Genomic DNA, 25,038 nt, shown 5'->3' on the forward strand with positions numbered 1-25,038 from the left:
GTCGTCGGCCACGATCAGCACGACCGGTGTCGTGGTCGAGCTGGAGTTGTTGCCCGGCGTCGGATCGGTCGTACCTGGCGGCGCCGTCACGGTCGCCGTGTTGTTCAGCGTCGTCGCACTCGCAGGCGCAGTGCCGGTAATCGTGATCGTGACGCTGCCGCCATTGGGCAGGGTCGGTACCGTGCCGCTGACGGAATTGCCCGCAACTGTCGGTGCGGCGCAGACCGCGCCACCGGTCGGCAAGGTGCAGGTCGCAGCAACGCCGGTGATGCCCGCCGGTACGTTGTCCGCATAGCTCGCGTTGTTCGCCGCATCGGGGCCGGCATTGGTGATGAGCAGGCTGTAGCTGATCGCACCGTTTGCCGCGACCACGGCCGGGCCAGTCTTCGCGATACGCACATCGGCACTCGGCGCCGTGACGACGATGGTCACTGTCGCGTTATCGCAGATGGTCGGATTCGCCTGCGAGCAGATGCGGTAGACGATGGTGTAGCTGTTGGCCGGCGTGCCCGGCGCAACCGCAACGATGCCCGTGGCCGGATCCAGCGTCACGCCCGCATTGCTGGCCGGCGTGACGATGCCGATCGTCACGTTGCCGATGGTTGCCGCAGCGCCGTTGAGCGAGTCGTTGCCGAGCACATTGCCGACATTCGCATTGCCGCTGTTGCCGTTGATCGAGCCGTAGCTGTCGTCGTCGGCCACGATCAGCACGACCGGTGTCGTGGTCGAACTGGAGTTGTTGCCCGGCGTCGGATCGGTCGTACCCGGCGGTGCCGTTACGGTCGCCGTGTTGTTCAGCGTCGTCGCGGCCGCAGGCGCAGTGCCCGTGATCGTGATCGTGACGCTGCCGCCATTGGGCAGGGTCGGTACCGTGCCGCTGACCGCATTGCCGGCAACGGTCGGCGCGGCGCAGACCGCGCCACCGGTCGGCAAAGTGCAGGTCGCAGCAACGCCCGTGATGCCCGCCGGTACGTTGTCCACATAGCTCGCGTTGTTCGCCGCATCGGGGCCGGCATTGGTGATGAGCAGGCTGTAGCTGATCGCACCGTTTGCCGCGACCACGGCCGGGCCGGTCTTGGCGATGCCGAGATTCGCGACAGGCACGAAGAAGCTGGTGCTGCCGCTGGCACTGTCGTTGGCGGTGGTGACCTGGGGCGTGCTGGTGGAAATGCTCGCTGTCACCGGCACGGTGCCGCTGGCGGGTGCGGTATAGGTGAAGTTGATCGACACGCTCTGGCCCAGGGTCAGCTGGGCCGGCATGCCACTGAACAGCACCTCGCAGGTGCTGGTGTTGTAGCTCAGGGTGACGCCGGCAGGCGGTGCCGGGAAGGCGACACCGCTGGGGCAGCTGCCGGGCGTGCCGATGGTCGCGCTGTAGATGACGGTGTCGGCCGTGGCGTTGCCGGGGGAATAGTTGCCAAAGGTAATTGTTCCCGCGACAGTGGAACCGACCGCAGCGGTCGGCGGCACGCTGACGCTGGCGGCCACGTCGGCGACGGTGATTACCGTGACGCCGCTGGCGCTGTTGGGCGATACCGCACCGACGGTCTCGTTGCCGGCGATGGTGGTATTCACCGGCACCGTGCCCGAGGCCGGCGCGGGATAGGTGAAGCGGAACAGGTATTGCTGGCCCGCCGTCATCGTGGTGATGCCGGTGAAGGTCACGTTGCAGGTGGCCGCCGAATAGACCGCGGTCAGGCCCGGCGGCACATAGGTGAAGGTGACGCTGGCAGGGCAGTTGCCGGGCGTGCCGATGCTGGCAGTGACGCTGCTGACCGTGGCCGAGCCGGTACCGTCGTTGCGGAACACGAAGCTGCCGTAGACGGTCTGGCCCGGATTCGCGGCGGGGTCGACGGAGACGGCAGTGCCCAGGTCGCGCGTGACAGTCTGCGGCACGATGATCAGGGTTTCGGTGATGTCGCCGGTCGAGGCATACGACCAGAGGTCCAGACCCTTGGCATCGCCGAAGGCCGAGGCCGCATTGTTGTTGCAGTCGGTGTTGTTATTGCCCGATGCGGTCCACCAGCGGTAGTAGCGGCCTGCTGTAGCGACGCTGGAATCCACGCCGATCAGGTTGTACGGCGGTGTCGGCGGCACCTGGGCCGAGCCGGCGCCGCAGAGGTTGCTGTTGATCGGTGCGCCGACGGTTACGTTGCGCCGCGTGACATAGCTGCGATCGTCGTAATACACGACGGAATCGCCGCTGGCATTGAGCTTGGTCATCGTCGGGCCGCCGCTGGCGTTGCCCTCGGTGTCGATGATGGGGAAATGGATTTCGCCGTTGCGGCCAGTGACGCGGTAGGAATACGGGCCGCCCGCGGGGAAATCGGTGCCGGCGTTGCTCTTGCCGTCCCAGACGATGGTGTGGGTGCCGGTGCCGGCCGTGCCGGTGATGACGCGATTGCTGGTGTCGCCCGGATCGAAGTTCGCCCCCGCGCTGATCACGATCTGGAACGATACCGTGTTCACCGTGGTGAACTGGAAGGTACCGCCCGCGCCCTGTGTCGAGGTCGAGCCGCCGACATTGCCGGTGAAGGACACCGCCGACAGCTGCGGCACGGGCGGTGTCGAGGGAATGCCGAGGAAGGTGAAGACCTTGTTGACCTCGGCCGCGTTCGCGCCAGTGGGCGTGATGTCGCTGAAGAAAATCGGATCCTGCGGCCGCTGCGCCGTCACGCCGGCGGGAAAGCCCGAGTCAACGAACTGGTTGTTGCCGCGAATGTCCTTGTACAGCGACGAACCTTCGTCCATGAAGCCGCCGGAGTTGGCGTACAGCGCGTAGGCATTCGGATCGATGCCCTGCATCTTCTGCCGATAGCGGTAGCCGTCGAGCGTGGTGTAGTACAGCGTGTGGTAGATCGCCCGCGGATTGCTGCCGGTATAGCCAACCCAGGCATAGGTGAACAGACGTCCGTTCAGGTCGGTGATGGAGCTGGCCGTGGCACGCACGGTGACGTCCCAGGCCGATACCTGCTGGGTCAGGATCTGCGGCGTGGCGACCAGGCCGTCGACCGTAGTCCCCGACGCACCGCCGGCGAAGCGCACACCGTAGATGCCGCTGACCGGTGCACGGTAGGCGCAGGGTGCATAGCCGTTGGCGCCGACGGAAACGGAATTGTCAGCACTGTTGGGGCCGGCGAGTTCCGCTGCGCGCGAGCCGATCTGGCCCAGCGTGGTGCCGGAATAGCTGCCCGCCGGCGGCGTGGTCTGGGTACAGGCGAAGTTGGCCGTGCCCGGAATCGTCTCGGCGCCCTTGGTGCCGAAATTCTGCGGGTTGTAGACGAAGATCTCGCCGCTGGTGCCGTTATTGCGGTTGCGCGAGCCGAGCAGGATGTACTCGTTGGCCTCGGCGTAGACGTAGAGGAACTGGCGCGCCGGAATGATGCCCATGTAGTTGCCGTTGTTGCGCAAGTCCATGGTGGCGCGGAAGCCAGCGGCCTCGTAGCCGGCCGGATACATGGACCGGCTGCCTTCGGCCCAGGCACTCAGGCTGGCCGCGGCACCCAGCAGCAAGGCCATGCCTCGCAAGGCCCAGTTGCGCCTGGCCGAGCCGGCCGACGCGCGGCCGCTTGAATCGATGGCGCGCCGTTGCGCCGGATCGGTACCGCTGTGTGCAGTCATCTCGCCGTTCCCCTGAAACGTCAAAGACACCCGCATGGCTACGCAGCCGTTGCAGGCAATTTTCGTGGTGATTTTTTTGATTGCTGGTCGAAGCGGGCCTGATGGCCTGCGCCGCTACGGGTTCGCACAAGAACTCGTGCCGCCGCTCCTGCGCTATTCGTGCCGAAGGGGCAATGCCTGCCCACTCAGTACTTTGGCGTATTCAAAGTAACACGGCAGAGCCCGCCGACAGCAGGATTGACACCAGGCCAGGACAGTTTTGTCCCAAATTTACAAAGGTGTCGCCGATGTAACGAACTCGGCACCTTCAATCCGCAGCCAAGCCTGAAGCCGACGGCAAAACGCCTGTGTTTTCAGCGTTATGAAATTTTCTCAATGGGTAATTGCACGATTCTGCACAAAGCAGAATCGTTGTGCGACGCGGGTTTCAGCCATGAAGGGGGCAGAAATTCCGTGCCGCGTGACACATTAGTTAGCGACTGTTAACTAATGTTCAGCCTTGTGAATGGGACACCTGCGCCCGCTTTGCATGACTATACTTCCCCGGATACGTAGCCGTATGTCGAGCCTCGATACCGACGCCGCTGCGGCCAGACAGGGGAACCAACCGACCCATGCAGGCATTCGCGCTGTTATCGCGAAGCGGTGTTTCGGCCGTCAGCCGGCGCTGGGCGCCGCTCTTCGCGTCCGTTGCAACCGGTGTCATCGCGACGTGCGGCGTGGGCTTATTGCTGGGTCCGATAGCGGCGCACGGCGCGGCATTCCCTCCCCACGCCAACGCCTCGCCGGCACGGCCTACGTATGCCGAGGCCGGCGATGGCGAACTGCATATCCGCTTCAATCACGAATTGCTCGCCCAGCTCGGCCTGCAAGCGCTGCAGGCAGACGGCCGCAGTGTGGCCACGGAGGGGCTTGCCATACCACTGAGTTCGCTGGGAAAAACCCGGCTGGAACTGCAGGGTGCCGGCCTGCGCGCCTGGCAGGGCGGCGAACTCAGGGCCGCCGCCGGCTTCGTCCTTGCCGACGGCGACGGCACTACCCGGCTCGATTTCCGCACACTGTCGCTGATACCGCGGCGTGGCAGCACCGAACTGGATTTCAGCGGCGCCACCACTGCGGCCCGGCTGCGGGCGGATTCGGTCATGGCCATACGCGCCAGCGACGCTGCGGCCTTGCAGGTGCTCTCGCTGGACCTGCGCCTGGCCCCGGAAGCCGCGGCGGAGCTGGGCCAACCCGGCTGGGCCGGACTGACCATCGCCGATGCGCAGCTCAGCCTGAAGCTGACCCGACCCAGCCCGGCGGGCGAATCCAGCTGCGCCGTGCCGAACTGGCCCGGCAGCGGCGACGGTGCGTATGCCGCCGACCTGCAGCTGGACGGCATCACGGCGCAGATGATGCGTTGCGGCGAACCGGGCTGCAGCGGCAACGCCTGCACCTGCGATGGCCCGGGCGGCACCGACGCGGCGGTGGTGATCGCGCCGGCCGCCGAGCTGTCCAACCCCGACGACGACAACGGCGGCCTGCCCTGCACAGCGGCAGACCCCTGCAGCGCCGACCTGCCCTGGAATGCGCGCTTCTCGCCGCCGCGGCCGCCTCACGGCAACGACCAGCACCCGTTGCTGATCTGGAACCTGTACCGGCTGGATGCCGACGGCGGCATCAGCCAGATCGGCCGCTCCGGCGTCAAGCACGCCTTCGTCGCCCTGAACAGCCAGTGCGCCTGTGCCGACGCGCAGATCCTCGGCCGTGGCTGCAGCGACACCTACGCCAGCAACAACAACGACAACAACGCCGCCCTGGGGGCACGCCGCGAAGTCGACCCGACCCAGGTGCGCTGGGGCCGCTGCGGCTCGCTCGACGATGACGAGGTCGTGCCACCCAACCCCGACCTCGGCGGCTGCGACGGCAAGCGCGACGCCAGCGGCAACACCGTGTGGAGCCATCGCCTGAGCGTGCGCGAATCGCAGCTCGATCCGGCGCAACACGTGGGATCGCGCTATCTGTTCGAGGCCTGGTACCTGGTCCGCGACGATGTAAACATTTATAACTCGATGGGTTTTATCGAAGTAGCGCCGCACTGGGAAGGCACCTGGCAATTGCCGCCGGCACCCGCTACGGCATTCCGGCGCGGTAGCGCGCTGGATGCCTGGGCACCACCGCAAGCTGCCGATCCGCTGCAACTCGTCAGCAGCCATCGCGATGCGCGTGGCCAGCTGCGCCTGGCCACGCGCGTACGCGATCTCGGCCAGGGCCGCTGGCGCTACGACTACGCGCTAGTGAATTTCGACTACGCCCAGGTGCAGACCGCCGGCAGCGAACCGAACCTGCGTGTGCTCGGCAATGCCGGCCTTGCCGCCGTGTCGCTGCCGCTGCCCGCGTCGACGCGCGTGTTGGCCAGCGTCTTCGTCGACGGCGACCTGCTCGCCGGCAACGACTGGAACAGCCATCGCCTGGCGCAGGAACTGCGCTGGCAGGCCGTGCCCGGGACGAGCCTGGACTGGGGCAGCCTGTTTCGCTACTCGCTCATCGCCGACGCGGCCCCCGTGAGCGGCACGCTGCAGACCTGGCTGGATGCGGATGCGCAACAGGCAGGCCCGGCGCTGGCCGCGCTGGTGCCGGGCGCGCCCGGTACCGGGTGGATTTTTTCCGATGCGTTCGAGGCACTGCTGCGCGGAGGCACCCGCACACCATAACGACGCGACACGTTTGTTTTCTATTTTTATTAATAGCTTTAGTTCACTTGTATCGCTTGACTGAAACGAAGCGGCCGTACCCGCGCCGTTTCAGCGCACCGACCGGCACGCTCATTGCCGGGAAGACGGACGACAGGCTCGCCCGCGCACATCGCCCAGAGGCGGTCTACGCAGGCGATTTTCAGCACTTGGGGATATAACAATGCAAACACCCACAAAACGCGGCCGAAGGGCAGCGCATGTTCTGTTGTTGCTCGGATCAGGACTAAGCCCGGCCGCATTCGCGGCGATCTCGGGCACGGTATTCCAGGACTTCAATTCCAACGGCCAGCGCGATCTCGGCGGCGTCGCCGCCGCGGTCGACCGCGGCATCGGCGGGGTCAGCGTACGCGCCTACGACGTCAGCGGTGCCTGCGGCGTGGCGGCCACCACCAGCAGCGTGCCGGCCAGCCTCGGCAGCTTCACGCTGAACGTCACCGGCTGCAGTGCAGCGGCGCCTCTGCGTGTCGAGTTCACCGGCTATCCGGCCGGCCTGCAACCCAGCTTCCACTCCCGCGCCTCCTCCGGCGCACCGGTGGCAACGCGCGGCGGCACGACCGTGCAGTTCGTCGCCGACGGCGCCAACAATGTGGAAGTCGGACTTAATGCCCCGGTCGAGTTCTGCCAGGACGATCCGCTGGTGGCCGTCGCCGAGCAGGCCTTCGGCGATCCCCAGGCCGCGGCCAACGCCTCCATCGATGCGGTCGTGCGCTTCCCCTATTCGCTGACCGGCAGCGTCGGCACGCCGCAACCCACCGGTCCGGTCGGCATAGCCGGCGTACCCGAGGTCGGCACGGTCTACGGCATGGCCTACGACAAGCTGCAGGACAACCTGTTCATCGCCGCCTATCACAAGCGCCACGCAGGCTTCGGTCCCGGCGGCACCGGCACCATCTATCGCGTCAACGCCGCGTCCAGCGGCGCCCCGGCGGCACCGGCCAGCTTCGTCGACCTGAATGCGGTATTCGGCCCCGCCACCACCGGCACCGATACCGTGCGCGGCAACTACGAAGGCGGCGCCGGTGGCGACACCACCTGGGACCAGGTCGGCAAAAGCGCGTACGGCGACCTGGAACTGAGCCTCGACGGCGCAAGCCTGTTCGCGGTGAACATGGCCGACCGCCAGTTGTATACGATTCCCACCAGCGGCGCGCTCAACACCACCACCATCACACGGCGGCCGATTCCCTCGCCCTGCACCACGGCAGCGGACGCGCGTCCGTTCGGCCTGGCGATGCGCGGCACCACCTTGTACGTCAGCGGCGTCTGTTCGGCACAGTCCACTCAGCTCGCCGCCGATCTGCGCGCCTGGGTGTATGCCTACGACACCGTCGCCGGCACGTTCGGCGCCACGCCGGTGCTGCAGTTCGCGCTCAATTATCCGCGCGCAGCGGGCAATAGCGACGCGGTCAACGACCCCAGCGGCGATGCGATCTGGCGCGCCTGGTCGTCGGTCGCCGGCACGCCGGCAGCGACCAACAATTCGGTGTACGCCGAACCAATGTTCTCTGACCTGACCTTCGACGGCCCCGATCTCGTACTCGGCCTGCGCGACCGCCACGGCGATCACACCGGCACAGGCAACGTCGGCACCATCCGCGGCATTACCGCGGGCGAAATCCTGCGCGCCTGCGCCAACGGCGCGGGCGGCTGGAATCTCGAACAGGAAGGCAGCTGCGGCGGCGTCACTGGTGCCGCCGGCACGGCCACCAACCAGGCGCGCGGCCCGAACTCCGCCGGCAATACGCGCGGTGGCGAGTTCTATCCGCTGGACCACTACTCGGATACCTCGCCGCCGTTCTTCATCAACGACACGCCGCCGGACTACAACGGCCGTCACGATGAAAACGCCCAGGGCGCGCTGATCCAGGTGCCCGGCTACGCCACGGTCGCCTCGACCATCATGGACCCGTTCCGCTTCAACTCGGGCGGCCTGCGCTGGTACAGCAACCTCACGCCGGCCGATCCGGCCAGCTCGCGCGGCTATGAAATCTTCCAGACCGGCAGCGGCGGTTTCTCCAAGGCCAACGGCCTCGGCGACGCCGACGCGCTGTGCCGCGCAGCGCCGGTGGAGGTGGGCAACTATGTGTGGAACGACAGCAATCACAACGGCGTGATGGACCCGGGCGAAGCGCCCATCGCCAACGTAGTACTGAACCTGTACAGCAGCAGCGGCGCGGTGCTCGGCAGCGCGACCACCGATGCGAACGGCGAGTACTACTTCGTCTTCAGCCAGGGCGCGGCCGACGCGAGCACGACGGACAACCTCATCGTCGCGCCAAATCCGTATTTCTCCACCTATACCATCGGCATCGTGCCGGCCAATTTCAGCGCCGGCGGCGCACTGGTCAATCTGCGTGCGACCGTGGCGAATACCGGCGGCGGCGGCGTAGCCGACCTGCGCGATTCCGACGGCGTGGCCGTGACCATTCCCGCCTCGACCACCACGCTGGGAGCCGCTTTCACCCTGGCCGGTGCGGGCGACAACAACCACAGCATCGACTTCGGCTTCGGCTCGTTCGACTACGGCGATCTGCCCGACACCGCCGCCGGCAATGGCAGCGGCAACTACAACACCCTGGCGGCGGACAACGGCGCGGCGCACGGCATCGTGCCCGGCCTGTTCCTCGGCGCGACGGTGGATGCGGAAGCCGACGGCCAGCCCAATGCTGCCGCCAGCGGCGACGACAGCAACGGCACGCCCGACGACGAAGACGGCGTCACCGTTGCCGACCTCGCCCTGCGCGTAGGCCGTGCGCCGGCGGTACGCGTCAACGCAACCAATACCAGCGGCGCCGCGGCACAGCTGTGCGGTTTCATCGACTACAACGGCGACGGCGACTTCGCCGATGCGGGCGAAAGCGCCAACCTCGGCGTGCCCAACGGCAGCAATAACGCGGCATTCACGCTGAACTTCGGCGTGGTGCCGGCCGGTTCCGCCACGGCCAGTTATGCACGCTTCCGCCTCAGTACCGATGCGGGCTGCAGCGCCAGCGGCATCGCGACCAATGGCGAAGTGGAAGACTATACCGCCACCATCGCCGCGCTCGACTTCGGCGACCTGCCCGACGCGGCCGCCGGCACCGGCACCGGCAACTACAACACGCGCGAAGCCGACAGCGGCGCCAGCCATGTCATCGTCGGCGGACTGTTCCTCGGTGCCGGCGTGGATGCGGAAGGCGACGGCCAGCCGAATGCCGCCGCCAGCGGCGACGACACCACGGGCACACCGGACGACGAAGACGGCGTCACCATCGCCGACCTGAGCATGGTCAGCGGCACCAGCGCCAGCGTGCGCGTCAACGCCAGCAACAGCGGCGCGGCGGCGCGCCTTTGTGGATTCGTGGACTTCAACGGCGACGGCGACTTCGCCGATGCGGGCGAAAGCGCGACCCAGCCGGTCGCTGCCGGTGCCAGCAATGCGACCGTCACGCTGAACTTCGGCACGGTGCCGGCCAATGCAGCGGCCAGCACCTATGCCCGCTTCCGCCTGGATCGCGGCGCTGGCGCCTGCAGCGCCACCGGCCCGGCCAGCGAAGGCGAAGTGGAAGACTATCCCGTGTCCATCGGCCAGCTCGACTTCGGCGATCTGCCGGATACGGGCGCCGGCAACGGCCCGGGCAACTACGCCACCCTGCTCGCCGACAACGGTCCGCGCCATCCCATCGTCGCCGGCCTGCGCCTGGGCGCGAACGAAGACGGCGAAGCCGATGGCCAGCCCAGCACCGGTGCCAACGGCGACGACGCCAGCGGCACGCCGGACGACGAAGACGGCGTTGTGGTCGGCGATCTGTCGCTGATCGCCGGCACGGTCGCCCGCGTGCGCACCGCAGCAACCAATACCCTGGCGGTACCGGCCCAGCTCTGCGGCTTCGTCGATTTCAACGGTGACGGCGACTTCGCCGATGCCGGCGAAACCGCGCCTGCGGTGACCGTGCCGGTGGGCAGCAACGCCGCGCCGTTCACGCTCGATTTCGGCATCGTGCCGAGCAATGCCGCGCGCAACACCTATGCACGCTTCCGCCTGAGCACCAGCACCGCCGCCTGCACACCGGTCGGCCTGGCACCGGACGGCGAAGTGGAAGACAACCCGATCGCCATCGCCGCCACCGACTTCGGCGACCTGCCGGATACGGGCGCCGGCAACGGTGCAGGCAACTATTCCACATTGCTTTCCGACGACGGCGCGCGTCACAGCATCGTACCCGGCCTGTTCCTCGGTGCCGGCGTGGATGCGGAAGCCGACGGCCAGCCCGGTACCAGCGCCAACAACGACGATGCCAACGGCACGCCCGACGACGAAGACGGCGTCAACACTGCCGACCTTGCCCTGCAGCGCGGCGTGGCACCGGCCGTGCGCGTGACCGGCAGCAACAGCACCGGCAGCGCGGCGACGATCTGCGGCTTCATCGACTACAACGGCGATGGCGCCTTCAGCGCACCGGGCGAAACCGCCCAGGGCAGCCTGCCCAACGGCAGCAGCAATGCCCTGGTCACGCTGAACTTCGGCAGCGTGCCGAACAACGCGGTAGCGGCCAGCTATGCACGCTTCCGCGTCTCCACCGCGGGCACCTGTTCGCCGAGCGGTGCGGCCATCGACGGCGAAGTCGAAGACTATCCGGTGAACATCGGCGCCGGCGTGTTGAGCCTGGGCAACCTGGTCTGGAACGACCGCAACAACAACGGCCAGGTCGACGCGGGCGAAGCCGGCCTGCCGGCCGTCGCCGTCGCGCTGTACCAGGACAGCAACAACGACGGCACGCCCGATGGCGCCGCGCTGGCCAATACCAGCACCGACACCAACGGCAACTACCTGTTCCAGAACCTCGACCCCGACAGCTACATCGTCGAGATCGTGCCGCCCGCCGGCTACCTGGGCAGCAGCTGCAGCGGTTTCCCGTATGCAACCAGTGGAACGTGCGAGCCTGCCGCCGATCCGGACAACGATGCCGACAACGACGACAACGGTACGCTGGGCGGCGCGGTCATCCGCTCCGGCACGGTGACCTTGACGGTAGGCGGCGAGCCGACCAACGACGGCGACGGCAGCAACGGCAACCTCAGCGTCGACTTCGGCCTGCTCGGCAATTTCGACCTGGCCCTGACCAAGCGCCTGACGGCGGGCCAGACCGGACCGTTCATCGCCGGCCAGGATGTGTCCTTCGATATCACGGTGATCAACCAGGGCGGCATCGCAGCGCAGAACATCCTGGTCAACGACTACATCCCGGCCGGCCTGGCCTTGAGTCCGGCAGAAACCAACTGGACCTCGGTCTCGCCGACGCTGGCGACGCGTACCATCGCCGGCCCGCTCGCGGCAGGCGCCAGCACCAGCGTGACGATACTGCTGCGGGTGCAGCCGGCCGCAGGGTCGCCGCTGGTCAACCGCGCGGAAATCGGCGGCGCCGATGACGACGGCGATGCCAGCAACACGCCGCCGACCGACATCGACTCCACGCCGGACAGCAATCCGGGCAACGATGCCGGCGGCACGCCGAACACCCCGTCTGACGACGCCACCGGCGGCAACGGCAGCGGCACGCCCGGCGACGGCGATGCGAACGGCGACGAAGACGATGCCGACCCGGCCTCGATCGGCACCGGCAGCGGTTCGGCCGTGCTCGGCGTGGCCAAGGCCGCGCAGGTGCTCAGCGTCACCGGTGGCGGCGGCTACGGCAGCGGCGCAGCACCGGGCAATGCAGATGTGGCCTATGTGCTGACCGTGCGCAACTACTCCAGCCAGCCGGTGGACACTCTGCAGGTGACGGAAAACCTTGTCGCCACCTTTGGCGCCGCGGCCAACTGGAGCGTCACCGGCGTCACCGCACCGAGCCTGACCTTGAACCCGGCGTTCGACGGCCGCAGCGTCACCAACCTGCTCGCCGGCACCGACACGCTGGCCGCCGGGGCGACCACGACGATCCGCCTGAGCGTGAACATCCGCTTCGAACCGGGCCGCACCTACAGCAACCAGGTCACCGCCAGCGGTAGCGTCGGTGGCGTGCCGGTCAGCGATCTGTCGCACAACGGCGTCAACCCGGCACCCAGCGGCGATCCGGGCGGCGACAGCGAACCGACCGTGATCACCCTGGGCAGCACCGCGGTACCGGCCTTGTCGGCACCGATGGTGGCCTTGCTGATCGGCGTGCTGGCTTTTGCCGGTCTGCGCCGGCGCCGGAGCAGTAGCGTGATGTAAGCACCAAGGCCGGCGTTGCTGCGGCAATGCCGGCTGGCGGAAAACGAAAAGCGCAGCCGTCTGGCTGCGCTTTTTTGTTGGCTGGCGACTGGATCGCGCGTAGCGGCGGAGCGATGCCAAAGCACGGGCAGGCCGCCACCGACAAACCCACAACGATAAATTTTAAAAACGTATAGTAAAAGCTGGCCGGCCGTAGCCTTGCGTAGGGTGCGATGAGCACAGCGAATTGCACAGCACGGTGTACACAACAGCTACCAGGCGGAGACTGTGCGACGCAATTCGCTGCCTCAGCTCAGGTAGCCGCGCACCCAGTCGACAATATCGCTGCGACCCATCGCACCGGACTGGCGTGCGATTTCGCGGCCGCGATGGAACAGGATCAGGGTCGGCACGCTGCGTATCTGGTAGCGCTGGGCCAGCGGCGCCTGCGCATCGATATCGACCTTGGCCGCCTGCAGCTGCGGCTCCAGCTGTGCCACCGCGGCCTCGTAGGCCGGCGCCATCTGCAGGCAGGGGCCGCACCAGCTAGCCCAGAAATCCACCAGCAGCGGCAGTTCCGAGCGCGTGAGAAAGCGGTCGAAGCCCGCCACGTCCAGCGCAAACGGCCCGTTGCCGAACAGTTGCAGCGCGCACTTGCCGCAGCGAGCTTCAACGGCCGGCCTTGCCAGCGGCAAGCGGTTCAAGGTCAGGCAGCGCGGACAAGGCAGGATGCGTGATTCGTCCATGACAGCTCCGGCGGAAAACCACAGGCTAGCATTGCCACTGCCTGCTTCGCGTATCCACTCCGGCACTGCCATGGCCGAGCGTGGTCGCGCGGCGCCTGGGTTATGCTCGGCCGGGTTTACCGGCGAGTGGCTGTCCGATCGGACGCTACTACGCACCGCACAACGGCAGCATCGGCATGCGCAAGATCTACAGGTTCGCCGGCAGCACGCTCGACAGCGCAACGCGCGAGCTGGTGCACGGCACGCAACGGCAGCTGCTGCCGCCCCGGATGTTCGAATGTCTGAGCTGGCTGATCGAACACCGCGACCGCGCCGTCGGCCGCGACGAATTGCTGGCCGCAGTCTGGGGCCAGGTCGACGCCGACGCGAACGTACTGGTACAGGTGATTGCGCGGCTGCGCCGCCTGATCGACGCCGACGGCGCCGACAGCGCGATCCGTACCGTGCCGCGTTTCGGCTATCGCTGGGTGCTGCCGACGCAGATCGACAGCAGCGAGGCAGCCGACGCGGTTGCCCCGGCCGCGCCGGTGCCGCCGCCGCGCGCAAACTGGCTCTACCTGCGCTGGGCCTTGCTGCTGGTGCTGGCCCTGCTTTTTGCCGTGCAGCAGCCGCCGCGCCCTGCCCCGTCAGCACAGGCATACAGCCTGCGTGCCCTGGTTCTGCCGGCACGCATCGATGCCTCGGCCGACCACGCCTGGCTGCGGCTGGGCCTGATGGCGCTGGCGATCGAACGCCTGCGCACGGCGGGACAGGCGGTAGTGCCAGCCGACAACGTGGTTGCGCTGACGCGCGGACTCGACCTGGTCAGCGGCGCCGCTGCCATCGACGCGAACATTGCCGAGGCCTGGCCGCATAGCGGTGTGGTGCAGCTGTCGGCGCAGCAGCGCGAAGGCCACTGGCGGGTGCAGGCCGCACTGCTGCGCGAAGGTGCGGCCTCGCTGCACAGCGAGGCCAGCCACGCCGATGTACTGGAAGCAGCCCGCAACGCGACCGACGGCCTCGCCCGCCTGCTTGGGCATATCCCGCCGACGGCGGACACCGCCACTGGCGACGGCCTGCTACAGGTCGAAGCCGCCGCCCTGGCCGGCCATAGCGACGAAGCGTTTGCCCTGCTGGACCGGGTCGACGAAGCCGGCCGGCAAAATCCCGAATACCGCTACCAGCGCGCCTGGAGCACGTTCCTCGCCGGCCAGCTCGACCAGGCCGCGACAGAATTCCAGGGCCTGCTGGCGCAGCTGTCCGCTGCCGATGCACCGGTGCTGCGCGCGCGCGCGCTGAACGGCCTGGCCAACGTGTACTACCAGCGCGGCGATTTCGCCGCGCAGCGCGCCGCCGCCGACGAAGCGATTGCACTGCTGCAGGCCGAGGACGCACCGGTGGAACTGGGCCGCGCACTGATGGGCCGAGCCGTCGCGCAGGTGCGGCAGAACGCGATCGATGCCGCCCGGCGCGACTTCCAACTGGCTCGCGTTGCCCTGGAAAGCGGCGGCGACCGCCTTGGCATGGCCAGGGCCGACCTGGCCCTGGGCGTGGTCTACAAGCGCCAGGGCCGCTTCGGCGAGGCGCGTGCACTGTTCCAGGGGGCCCTGCTCAACCTGGGCGCCCTGCGCGATGTCCACGACGAACTGCTGGCCTGCGTGCATCTGCTGGAAACGCATCTGCAGCTGCTGGAACCGGCCGACGCACTGGCGCTGGAGCCGCGCCTGCGCAACCTGATCGAGCGCGCGCCGGACTCGGCCGCGCGCAGCCTGGCCCAGCTCACCCGGCTGGAAGTGCTGCAGGCCAACGGCCGCCTGGGCGAAGTGCGGGCCGGCCTGGCGCTGCTCTGCCCGGTCCAGGCTGCACAAGGCTGTGCGCAGCATCCCTGGCGCCTGCAGCTGGCCGCCTTGCGCGTGCAACTGGAGGGCAACGCACCTGTCGCGCTGCAGGAGCTGGCCGACAGCCTGCAACCGGCATCGGCCGATGCCAGCGCGCGCAAGCCCGGCGGCCGCGACCAGGGCCGCGCCTGGCTGCTGCTGTTGCGCGAGCGCCTGACCCGCGATGCCGCCGACGCCGAGCGCGTGCTCGCGCGCATGCAGGCCTGGGCCGATGCCGACCCGGCGCCGGAGACCCCGGTCTACGCCACCCTGGCCCGGGCCGAGCTCGCCGCCGCGCGGGGCAATGCCACCGCAGCCCGCAGCGCCTTCGAACGCGCGCTGGCCACGGCCGACGCAAACCAGACCCCGAGCGACCTGCTGGCCATCGCCCAGCCTTACGTCGCCTGGCTGCTGGCCCAGGGCAATGCGGCAGAAGCCGGTGTCGTGGCCGGCCGCGTCGCCGCCTGGGCGCGGGCCGATTTCGCTGCTGCCCTCGTGCAACTGCGCGTACAGGCTGCGCTGGGCCGCCCGGCAGCCTGGCAGGCTGCCTTGCTGCAGGCACAGGCGCTGGCCGGCGAGCGCGCGATACCCGCCGAGCTGAGCCGCCCGCCACAGCGCGCCGCCGCGGCGGCCGACCTGCCCACGCCCAGCCATACGCCAGCGCGCTAAGCGCGCCGATACGCCAATCTCACCGCTATCTCAGCGATCGCGAAAGCCGCGGCCAGGTACCGCCGCAATACTGCAATCTCGATCCTGTCGCGGAGTTGTGGCCATGTCCTTGCTGTCTTTCCCCGCGGCGACTGCCGCTTCCCGCGTCGTCGGCGCGCTGTTGTGCGCCCTGGCCGCCGGCACGGCCGCCGCGGCGTTCGTGCCCAGCGGCAGCATGGTGTTTCCGCGCACCGTGCATAGCGCAACCCTGATGGCCGACGGCCGCGTACTCATCGCCGGTGGCAACCGTCCCAGCGACGAGCGCCCGCGCAACGCCGGTCCGGTAGTGCGGGCACCCAGTGCGCTGGCGGAAATCTACGACCCCGCCAGCGGCAGTTTCAGTGCTACCGGCGAAATGACCGTGCCGCGCTTCGACCACGCCGCGGCGGCGCTGGCCGACGGCCGCGTGCTCATCGTCGGCGGCTATGGAAACGAAGAAACCCAGTCCAACGGCGAGCTGTTCGATCCGGTCACCGGCACGTTCAGCGCCATCGCCAGCAGCGTCAGCGTCGGCGGCGAGCGCAGCACCGCGACCGTACTGCTGGACGGGCGGGTTCTGATCGTCGGCGGCTTCCGCATGGGCGTGCTCAGCGGCGCGCAGATTTTCGACCCGGCCACGAACAGCTTCAGCACCACTGGCAACCTGACCATAGGCCGCTACGTCCACACGGCGACGCGCCTGAATGACGGCCGCGTGCTGGTAGTCGGCGGTCTTGGCGGCAGCGCCGTGCGCAGCGACGCGGAAATCTACGATCCGGCCACCGGCAGCTTCCAGCTGCTGCCGGCCAGCATGGGCGTTTCGCGCGAACGCCATGCCGCCGCGCTGCTGGCCGACGGCCGCGTACTGATCGCCGGCGGCTATACCGTGGGCGAGCAGCTCACCTCGGCCGAACTGTTCGACCCGGCCAGCAGCACCTTCCAGCCCGCTGCCAACGCCATGGCCGTGCCGCGTGTCGACTACCGCCTGCGTACGTTGGGCAACGGCCAGGTGCTCGCCATCGGCAGCCAGCGCTACGACCTCACCGCGTCGACCGCCGAACTGTTCTCGCCGGCGACGAACACCTTCAGTTCCATCGAACCCGGCCCGGCCACTGAACGCGGCAGCGGCGACGCAACCGTGCTGCCCGACGGCCGCGTCCTGCTCAGCGGCGGCAGCGACCTGCTCGACCCCAAGGGCGGCCGGGTGGAATACGGCGAGTTGTATACACCCGACAGCGCCGATGCGCTGTTTGCCGACGGTTTCGAGCCGTAGCCCCGCAGGCCGTCGCCGGCGCATCCCTTTCGATTTGCCCTGGTCGCGGCGGCCTGCAACATCCCAGCGCAGCCGCACCAGCCGTTCCGCCGTATTTCGTCGACGCTGTGACCCACAGGCCCAGGGCGCTACAGGGTGGCAAGAAAGGCCTGCACATCCTGGCGCGATGCCAGCACGACGACATGCTTGCCCGCCGCCCTGGCCGCCTCCAGTTTCGCCAGGACGGCAGGCCGGCGGCGGTAGCGGTAGCTCAGCGCCCAGTAGACGAAATCCAGCCCGAGCTTTTCGGCGCAGCCTTCGGCCATATCCGGCCGGCTGCGCCCGCGGAACTGCCAGCGCCGCCGCAGGATGCGCCAGACACACAGATACGCCGGCATATCCAGGAAGACGACGCTATCGCAGGCGGCCAGTCGCCGGTCCAGCGTGCCGCCGTAGTTGCCATCCATGATCCAGGCATCGGCCTGGATCATGCCTTCAACCGTGCGAACCCACTCTTCGCGTGGCGTCTCCACCCAGCCGGCGCGCCAGAAAATAGTATCCAGGTGAACAACGGGAATTTTTGTGCGCGACGCGATCGCCGCGGCAAGCGTGGACTTGCCGGAGCCGCCGGGACCGATCAGGAGCAGTTTGCGCATGGGCAGCCAGGGCATTCGTCGTATCGCGGGAGGCACTCCACGCGGCAGCATTATCGCAGCGACAGCGGTTGCCGCAGCACACTGCGGGCCTAGCGCAGGCGTTCGTTGTCGAGGACAAGCTCGCTCGCGGCAATCACGTCGAGATTGGGATAGCTCGCGCGCAGGCCGTCGACGAACCGCCTGGCATCGCCCACCACGACGATGCTCGCGCCCGACGGATCCAGCCACCGCGCCGCCGCGGCGCGCACCGCCCTGGCATCGACACGATCGACCGCGCGCGCAAAGCGCGTGGCCTCGGTCAGCGGCACCGACTGCAAGGCGAGATTGCCCAGCAGGTTCGCCAGCCCGTCCGCCGTTTCGATGGCACGGCCGAAGTTCCCGACCAGCAATTGCCGGCGCGTCGCGAGTTCGGTGGTCGGCACAAGCGCATCGGCGAGATTGCGCATTTGCGCCGTCATCAGTTCGACGACTTGCGCGGCGGCATCGTTTGCCGTCAGCGTCGCCGCGACGACGGCGCCGGGGCTGCGTCCGTCGAGCACAGCGCTGCCTGCGTCATAGCTCAGCGCGCGCTTGTAGCGGATCTCGCTGTTCAGCCGCGAGGAACCGCCGCCGCCCAGTGTCGCGTTCGCGACCAGCAGCGCATGGTAGGCGCGATCGCTGCGCGCCGCCGCCGGGTGCATGACCACGACCGCCGCTTCGGCAGCATCCGGCATATCGACCACGACGACTCGCGCTGCCGGCAACGCGGCGCGGCCCGGTTCGGCCCGCGGCACGGCCTCGGCGACACGCCAGTCGCCGAACGCCTGTTCGGCAAGCCGCCGCGCCGCCGCCGGCGCAACATCGCCGACAATCACCAGCGTGGCCGTCGCCGGCCGCCAGGCACGCGTATACGTCTGCACAATATCGTTCCGCACTATCGCCTTCAGCGCCGCCACGGTTCCGCTCTTCGGACTGCCGTAGGGCGTGTTGCCGAACGCCACCCGCGCAGCGACCAGGCGGGCGAGCGCCATTGCATCCTGGCGCTGATCGTCCAGCACTTCGATGGCCTGCTCGCGGGCGCCGTCGATGTCGGCGACGGCAAAGCGCGGGTTTCTCGCCACATCACCAAGCACGCCGAACCCCGCGGCGACGACATCGGATCGCACCGTCACGCTGATCGACGCGCCGTCCCAGCCGGCGCCGGTGCCGATGCTGCCGCCCAGCGACTCGATCTCGTTCGCAATATCGGCGCCGGATCGCGTCGCAGTGCCTTTCGTCATCAGGCTGGCGGTGAGTGCGGCGAGACCTGCCCGTCCGGGCGGATCTTCCGCACTGCCGGCCGGCGCGACCATCTTCAGGCTTGCCAGCGGCGCGCCATGGCGTTCGACCAGCACTACGCGCAGGCCGTTGCGCAGGCGCCATTGCATCGGCGTCAAGGCAAAGCCGGCAGGCTTGCCGGCCGGCGGCAGCGCAATGCGCTGCTCCGCGTCGGCCGGTTTCACCACGCGCACGCCGGCCGGCGCCAGCAGCGTTTTCTGCACTACCGACGGGGGCACGTCGATGATGTCGGCCGGCGCGCCCGCCGCCGCAGCCTCGGCCGGCTGGTAGTGAATGATCGCAACGCGCCGGTCGACGAGATAGGTCGCCGCAACTCGCTGCACGTCCTGCGCCGTCACCGCGGCGATCGCAGCGAGCCGTTGCGCCGGCGCTGCCGGGTCATTCAGCACGACGACCGCCTTGGCGATTTCCGCGGCTTTGCCGTCCAGCGTTTCGCGCGCGCGCACGACGCGCGTCAGGATCTGATTCTTCGCACGGTGCAATTCCTGCGGCGTGACCGGCGCATCGCGCAGGCGTGCAACTTCCGCCTGCAATGCTGCCTCGCCATCGGCCGTCGCGACCTCGCCCGACAGAATCGCGTAGACCGCCAGCGCGCCGCCGAGCTGGCGCTGCTCCAGCAGCGAAGCCGACTTTTGCGCGATGCGTTTGCCCTCGACCAGCGCTTGCTGCAGGCGCGAGCCGGCACCGGCAGAAAGCACGGCATCGAGCACCATCAGCGCGGGTGTGTCGGCGTGCGCTTCTGGCGGCACGGCGTAGCTCGCCACAACTGCCGGCGACGGCGTGCCGGTTTCATACACGACATGGCGAGTCGGCGCGGTACGCTCCGGCTCGACCACGTCGACACGCGGAACCGGCCAGACGGGCTGCGCAATCGGCGCGAAATAATGGTCCACCAACGCGTCCAGCTGCGCCGGTTCGTAGTTGCCGGCAACCATCAGCACCGCATTGTCCGGCCGGTAATAGATCGCGTGGAACGCGCGCGCTTCGTCGACCGTCGCCGCATCGAGGTCGGCGATACTGCCCAGCGTAGGCCGCGCGTAGGGCAAGCGGCTGTACGACACTTCGGGCAAATACATCTGCACCAGCTTGCCGTAGGCCTCGCCGAATACGCGCATACGGATTTCGTTCTTCACCACCTCGCGTTCCGCGGCGAAATCGGCCGGCTCGATGACCAGCCCCGACATCCGTTCCGCTTCGGCGAACAGGATGCGTTCAAGATACGCGGCAGGAACCGTCGTGTAGTAGCGCGTGTAGTCGTCTTCTGTCGAGGCATCGTTGGTGCCACCGACATCCTCCGCCAGCCCGACAAAACTGCCGGCGGGCAGATTGCGGGTCTGCTTGAACATCAGATGTTCGAACAGGTGCGCGAAACCGAGCCCGCCTTTCGGGTCGTCCTTGCCACCGACCCGATACCAGACCTGCACCGAAACATTCGGCGTCGTCGTATCGCGGATCGCCAGCACACGCAGGCCGTTGGCGAGCGTTCGCTGCACATAGGCAGGCGGCGCAGCGCCGGCGTTGGCGAGTACCGGGGCGCCAGTCACCGGCTGCAACACGCACAGGCCGACGAACACGGCGGCCAGCCAGCAGCGGAATCCACCCGCTGCCGGCCGCGCATCAGGCTTGCATTTCGGTATCACGATGGCTGCCACTCCCCGGATATACGGACTCGATCGCTGCGTTGCCGGCTAAGCGACCCATGGTCGCCTGGCGAGCCTGCCAACGGTATGCGACAGCGCCGGCCGGTGGATCAGCCATTCGTACCGGGGCTGTCTCACACTTGAGCACCCTTGCGTCGGGCGCCTTGACCCAGAGCACGTCCTTCAGCCACATGCCGTCCCGGATATTTGTGCGCATCGCGTTTTCCGCGTAGCCGGACACCTCACTGAACTTGGGGATAGTGACGAACCTGATGCAGGTCATGTATTCGCTACCGCTGGACGATCCCGCCCGACTGCGATGCTGCACCCCGGCTCAGCGATGTCCGCACTCTTCTGCTCGTTTTGCATAAATCTCCGTCGATTTGGGCGTACGCGGCAGCAAATAAGAACGAGCGGCCAACCCAAATAAGCATTAATACAAAGATACCTTTCAACATAAGAAATATTTTGATACCAAAAACTTATGCTCTTATCACCATAAATCAACAGGTTACCACCCTTCACGTGGAAGGCCCGAAGAAGGGCGTAGACTCAGGATGTTCCTCGCGAACATCTACGGGAACCTTCTACGTGGAAGACACGTTCAGCCCGCGGATTGCCGCCACTCTGAACCATAGACTCGGCCAGGATGCGACGTCGCCCCACATCGCCGATGTCGTGGTCGCCGTCTATCGGGAAATCGAGGGGGCTCTGACGCCCATTGTTGGACCAGGCGGCGTGGTCGCGCTCTATCAGCGCAGTCTGCATCTTGCCAAGGCGACCCATCACTGGATCGACATCTCCTCACCAGCGCAAACCCCTCGCGTTGATTTTTCCACACTGCGAACTCTGCTGGCACAACAGACCGACGAGACGGCACTGGCCGGCGGCGTGGAAATACTGGAGAGATTCTCCCGGTTGCTCGTCAGTTTGATCGGCCTTTCGCTTTCGGAACAATTGCTCGGGGCGGTGTGGATTCAACCGCCCGCGGGTTCACCTGTCCAGGATGCCCCATGAACCACACAGCTACCATCCAGCGCCTCGGCACAGGCGTCCCCGGTTTGGACGAGGTTCTCGGCGGCGGACTGCCGGAGTTTTCGTTCAACCTCATTGCTGGTGCCCCCGGCTGTGGCAAGACAACACTGGCACACCAGATGATGTTTGCGATGGCGACCCCCGAGCGTCCGGCGATCTACTTCACGGTGCTGGGCGAACCGCCGTTGAAGATGCTCCGGTACCAGCAGCAGTTTTCCTATTTCGACAGCACGGCGATCAATCGTTCGATCCGTTTCGTCAACCTTTCGGACGACACGCTCAAGGGTGATCTGGGCGCGGTGCTGCAGCGCATCGTCGCGGAAGTTCGTGCCCACGATTCGGCGCTGGTTTTCGTCGATTCATTTCGATCGGTTGTGCTGGCCAGCACGACCGAGGGCAAGCCGAACCACGCCCTTCAACAGTTCGTACAGCAGCTGGGTGTGCTCATGACCAGCTGGCAAGCCACGACGTTTCTGATTGGCGAATATTTTGCGGAATCCGACGCCAATCCGGTGTTCACGGTGTGCGACGGCCTGATCTGGTTGCGCCAAAGCGTGGAGCGCAACTCGATGGTCCGCAAAATGGAAATCGTGAAGATGCGGGGACAGTCTTCGTTGCCGGGCTTGCATACGTTCCGCATCACTTCGGCCGGCATCCAGGTCTTCGCACCCGCGCGTGCGGCCGCCATCGACGATCGCCCTGACTCAGGCGCGCTGGACTTTCGTCTGGGGATGGGGGTGCCCGGCCTGGACGACATGTTGGGCGGTGGCCTGCCGCGGGGCTACTCCCTGCTGGTGGCCGGCCCCTCGGGTTCGGGCAAGAGCGTGCTGGCCGCAGCGTTCCTCGCAGAAGGCGCACGCCGCGGCGAGTCGGGCGTCATCGCGGCTTTCGAACGCCGGCCCAATCCCTTCTACAACCGGGCGCTGGCCGAACTGATTCGTAGCGATCGTGTGGCCCTGGTCGATCCCCAGGCTCCCGATCTGTCCATCGATGAAATCGTGCGTTTGTTGCTCGATGAGATCCATCGTCTGAAGGCCACACGTGTAGTCATCGATTCCCTGTCGGGCTTTGAGCTGGCGATCGCGCCAACCTTCCGCGCCGACTTTCGCGAATCACTGGCTCGCCTGGTCATGGCATTGGCTCATGCGGGCGTTTCGGTGCTGATGACATCGGAACTGGAAGACCGATACACCGACCTTCGCTTCAGCCCCTACGGCACGGCGTTTCTGACCGACGCGATTATTGTTCAGCGATACATCGAAGTGCACAGCGAAATCAGACGCGTCATGGCGGTGGTCAAGGTGCGCGGAAGCACCCATTCGCACGAATTGCGCGAGTTCACCATTTCAACGGAAGGCATTTGCATCGGCGACAAACTGCCTGACTACGTGGGCCTCCTGGGCGGTCGGCCAACGACGCACCATCCCGTTCAGGAGTGGGTTTCGAACCCACCCGCCGGTATGGGCACGGTCCCGGCGTCGTGAACGATCTGCCGGATCAGGCCGCGCTCGACGCAATGGAAGCGGCTTTGGAGCTGGCTGCCGTTCGACGCCAAACCCAGGTTGCCCGGGAGATGCTGACTCGACTGCGGCAGACCATCGTGGAGGCGATGAACGCAGCAGACAGCGATGCCGCGTCGCCCCTGCGGGCGGTCAACGAGCGGCTGGTTTGCTCGGCACTCAAGGCCCAGCTCGACGCCGACGATTGCAACAGGACCCTTGGCGAGGTTTCCCGCGCAGCCGAACATGATCCGTTGACGGAGCTACCCAACCGGGTGCTCTTCCATGATCGCCTCGAACAAGCCATCGCGCAGGCGCATCGCCACGGCACGCGATTGGCCGTGTTGTTTGTGGACCTCAACCACTTCAAGCAGATCAACGATACGCTGGGCCACGCGATCGGCGACCAGGTCCTTCAACGGGCGGCCCACTCTTTGGCCGGCTGCATCCGCGAGAGCGACACCGTCAGTCGCCACGGAGGCGATGAGTTCCTGGTCTTGCTCACCGAGGTGAAGCTGGCCGTTGATGCGGTCGCCATTGCCGACAAAATGACAACCACGCTCGGCGCGCCCAGCCGCTTCGGAAACAACGTACTTCGCCTGACAGCAAGCATTGGCATCAGTTTGTATCCCGACGACGGAGACGAGGCCGACGTACTTATTGATCGTGCCGACGCCGCCATGTACCTGGCCAAGCGCCATGGCGTCGGGCGCTTTGTTTCACACGGCGCCTTGTTGGCCGGAAAGCAGCCTCCGCCAGCGCTGCCTTTGGCCGCACTTCGGCAGCCGCCGAACGCGCCGGAGGGGACAACCAGCGAAACCGAATACCATCTCAACCAATTGCGCGATGCCAACGAACAGCTCGTCAAGGCCGCCATCAGCGCACAAGTCTTGCAAGGCAATGCCGAGCAGTCGCAACGTGATCAGATCCAATTTCTCGCCCTGCTGGCCCACGAACTGCGTTCGCCACTCGGGCCCATTCGCATGGCTGCCAACTTGATGGGACGGCTCCCGGTGGCCGAGCACCCGAAGATGCATTCCATCATTGAGCGAGAGATCGGGCACATGACGCGGCTGGTCGATGACCTGCTTGACGCTGGGCGCATCAACAGCGGCAAGATGAACTTGGAACGTCAGATCGTCAGTTTGGCCCATGTTGTCGATGGCGCAGCGAATGCGTGTCGACCGGCGATGGATTTGCGGTTGCAGCACTTGGATGTTCGTCTTCCGTCATCGTCGACCAACATGCAGGGTGATCCCGTTCGCCTGGCTCAGATCGTTCGCAATCTGCTCGACAACGCATCCAAATACACGGGCAACGGTGGACACATCATCCTTTCGCTCGAAGAGCCGGAAGGCCATCTCGTTCTGACCGTGGCGGATGACGGTATCGGAATTGCTGCCGAAGCATTGCTCACCATCTTCGATCCCTACGTTCAAGAGAAGACGGCGGTCAATTTCAACCGCGCCGGCCTGGGCATCGGACTCGCGGTCGTGCGGGAGCTGGTGGAAGCCCACGGCGGAACTGTCGTCGCTACCAGTGCCGGCGGCGGGAAAGGTAGCGAATTTGTCGTCAAATTTCCCGGATATAGCGGAGAAATACGCGAGTAGCAATCGATCAACGAATCGCTCGGCAACGCGGACCCGGCTGCACGCCGACATCGCTGCTCGCCGACAACCGCTGGCATCGGCGCCAGAACGAAGCCGCCCGACTTCAGGCCAACGCAATTTCTTCACACGTGCTGCACCTTCTACGGAGGACGCTGCTGTTCTGAGAAAAAATTACAGATATGCTCATCAAAAGGTGATAAATGATGGTGCCG

General features: G+C 66.9%; 11 protein-coding genes. 7 read left to right on the forward strand and 4 right to left on the reverse strand.

What is annotated here, in order from left to right; genetic code table 11:
- On the reverse strand, positions 1 to 3,621 hold a 3,621-nt coding region (locus DFR29_RS28915; protein WP_166653803.1), incomplete at its 3' end, for a DUF11 domain-containing protein.
- A 728-nt stretch (positions 3,622 to 4,349) separates the two neighbouring features.
- Between DFR29_RS28915 and DFR29_RS01360 the strand changes: the two genes are divergently transcribed.
- Positions 4,350 to 6,314, forward strand: a complete 1,965-nt coding sequence (locus tag DFR29_RS01360; RefSeq protein ID WP_133816758.1) for a hypothetical protein — start codon at positions 4,350 to 4,352, stop codon at positions 6,312 to 6,314.
- A 202-nt stretch (positions 6,315 to 6,516) separates the two neighbouring features.
- Positions 6,517 to 12,549 (forward strand): GEVED domain-containing protein, encoded by a 6,033-nt coding sequence (locus DFR29_RS01365; protein ID WP_133816759.1) that lies wholly within the window; start codon positions 6,517 to 6,519, stop codon positions 12,547 to 12,549.
- Positions 12,550 to 12,836: 287 nt separating this feature from the next.
- Here DFR29_RS01365 and DFR29_RS01370 read toward each other — a convergent pair whose 3' ends face one another.
- Positions 12,837 to 13,274, reverse strand: coding sequence for a thioredoxin family protein (locus DFR29_RS01370; RefSeq protein WP_133816760.1), 438 nt, complete (start codon positions 13,272 to 13,274; stop codon positions 12,837 to 12,839).
- 176 nt (positions 13,275 to 13,450) lie between these two features.
- Here DFR29_RS01370 and DFR29_RS01375 point away from each other — a divergent pair, with 176 nt between their 5' ends.
- A complete protein-coding gene (locus tag DFR29_RS01375; protein WP_133816761.1) occupies positions 13,451 to 15,799 on the forward strand; it encodes a winged helix-turn-helix domain-containing protein in 2,349 nt (782 codons plus the stop codon).
- A gap of 103 nt (positions 15,800 to 15,902) precedes the next feature.
- Complete coding sequence (locus DFR29_RS01380) at positions 15,903 to 17,090, forward strand: Kelch repeat-containing protein (RefSeq protein WP_133816762.1); 1,188 nt, start codon at positions 15,903 to 15,905, stop codon at positions 17,088 to 17,090.
- 128 nt (positions 17,091 to 17,218) lie between these two features.
- On the opposite strand, the gene DFR29_RS01385 is transcribed toward DFR29_RS01380, so the two are convergent.
- Complete coding sequence (locus DFR29_RS01385) at positions 17,219 to 17,725, reverse strand: AAA family ATPase (protein ID WP_133816763.1); 507 nt, start codon at positions 17,723 to 17,725, stop codon at positions 17,219 to 17,221.
- Positions 17,726 to 17,814: 89 nt separating this feature from the next.
- A complete protein-coding gene (locus tag DFR29_RS01390) occupies positions 17,815 to 20,682 on the reverse strand; it encodes a M16 family metallopeptidase (protein WP_208113484.1) in 2,868 nt (955 codons plus the stop codon).
- A gap of 591 nt (positions 20,683 to 21,273) precedes the next feature.
- Between DFR29_RS01390 and DFR29_RS01400 the strand changes: the two genes are divergently transcribed.
- From DFR29_RS01400 to DFR29_RS01410, 3 genes are read left to right on the forward strand one after another with little or no spacing between them, the layout of a single operon-like run.
- Complete coding sequence (locus tag DFR29_RS01400; RefSeq protein WP_133816764.1) at positions 21,274 to 21,699, forward strand: hypothetical protein; 426 nt, start codon at positions 21,274 to 21,276, stop codon at positions 21,697 to 21,699.
- The gene (locus tag DFR29_RS01405) at positions 21,696 to 23,201 is read left to right on the forward strand and encodes an ATPase domain-containing protein (protein WP_133816765.1); all 1,506 of its coding nucleotides are present in this window, start codon (positions 21,696 to 21,698) and stop codon (positions 23,199 to 23,201) included. The genes DFR29_RS01400 and DFR29_RS01405 overlap by 4 nt, the downstream gene beginning before the upstream one ends.
- Complete coding sequence (locus DFR29_RS01410) at positions 23,198 to 24,826, forward strand: diguanylate cyclase domain-containing protein (RefSeq protein WP_133816766.1); 1,629 nt, start codon at positions 23,198 to 23,200, stop codon at positions 24,824 to 24,826. The genes DFR29_RS01405 and DFR29_RS01410 overlap by 4 nt, the downstream gene beginning before the upstream one ends.
- Positions 24,827 to 25,038 lie beyond the last annotated feature (212 nt).

Source organism: Tahibacter aquaticus (assembly GCF_004363655.1).
Classification (GTDB): Bacteria; Pseudomonadota; Gammaproteobacteria; order Xanthomonadales; family Rhodanobacteraceae; genus Tahibacter; species Tahibacter aquaticus.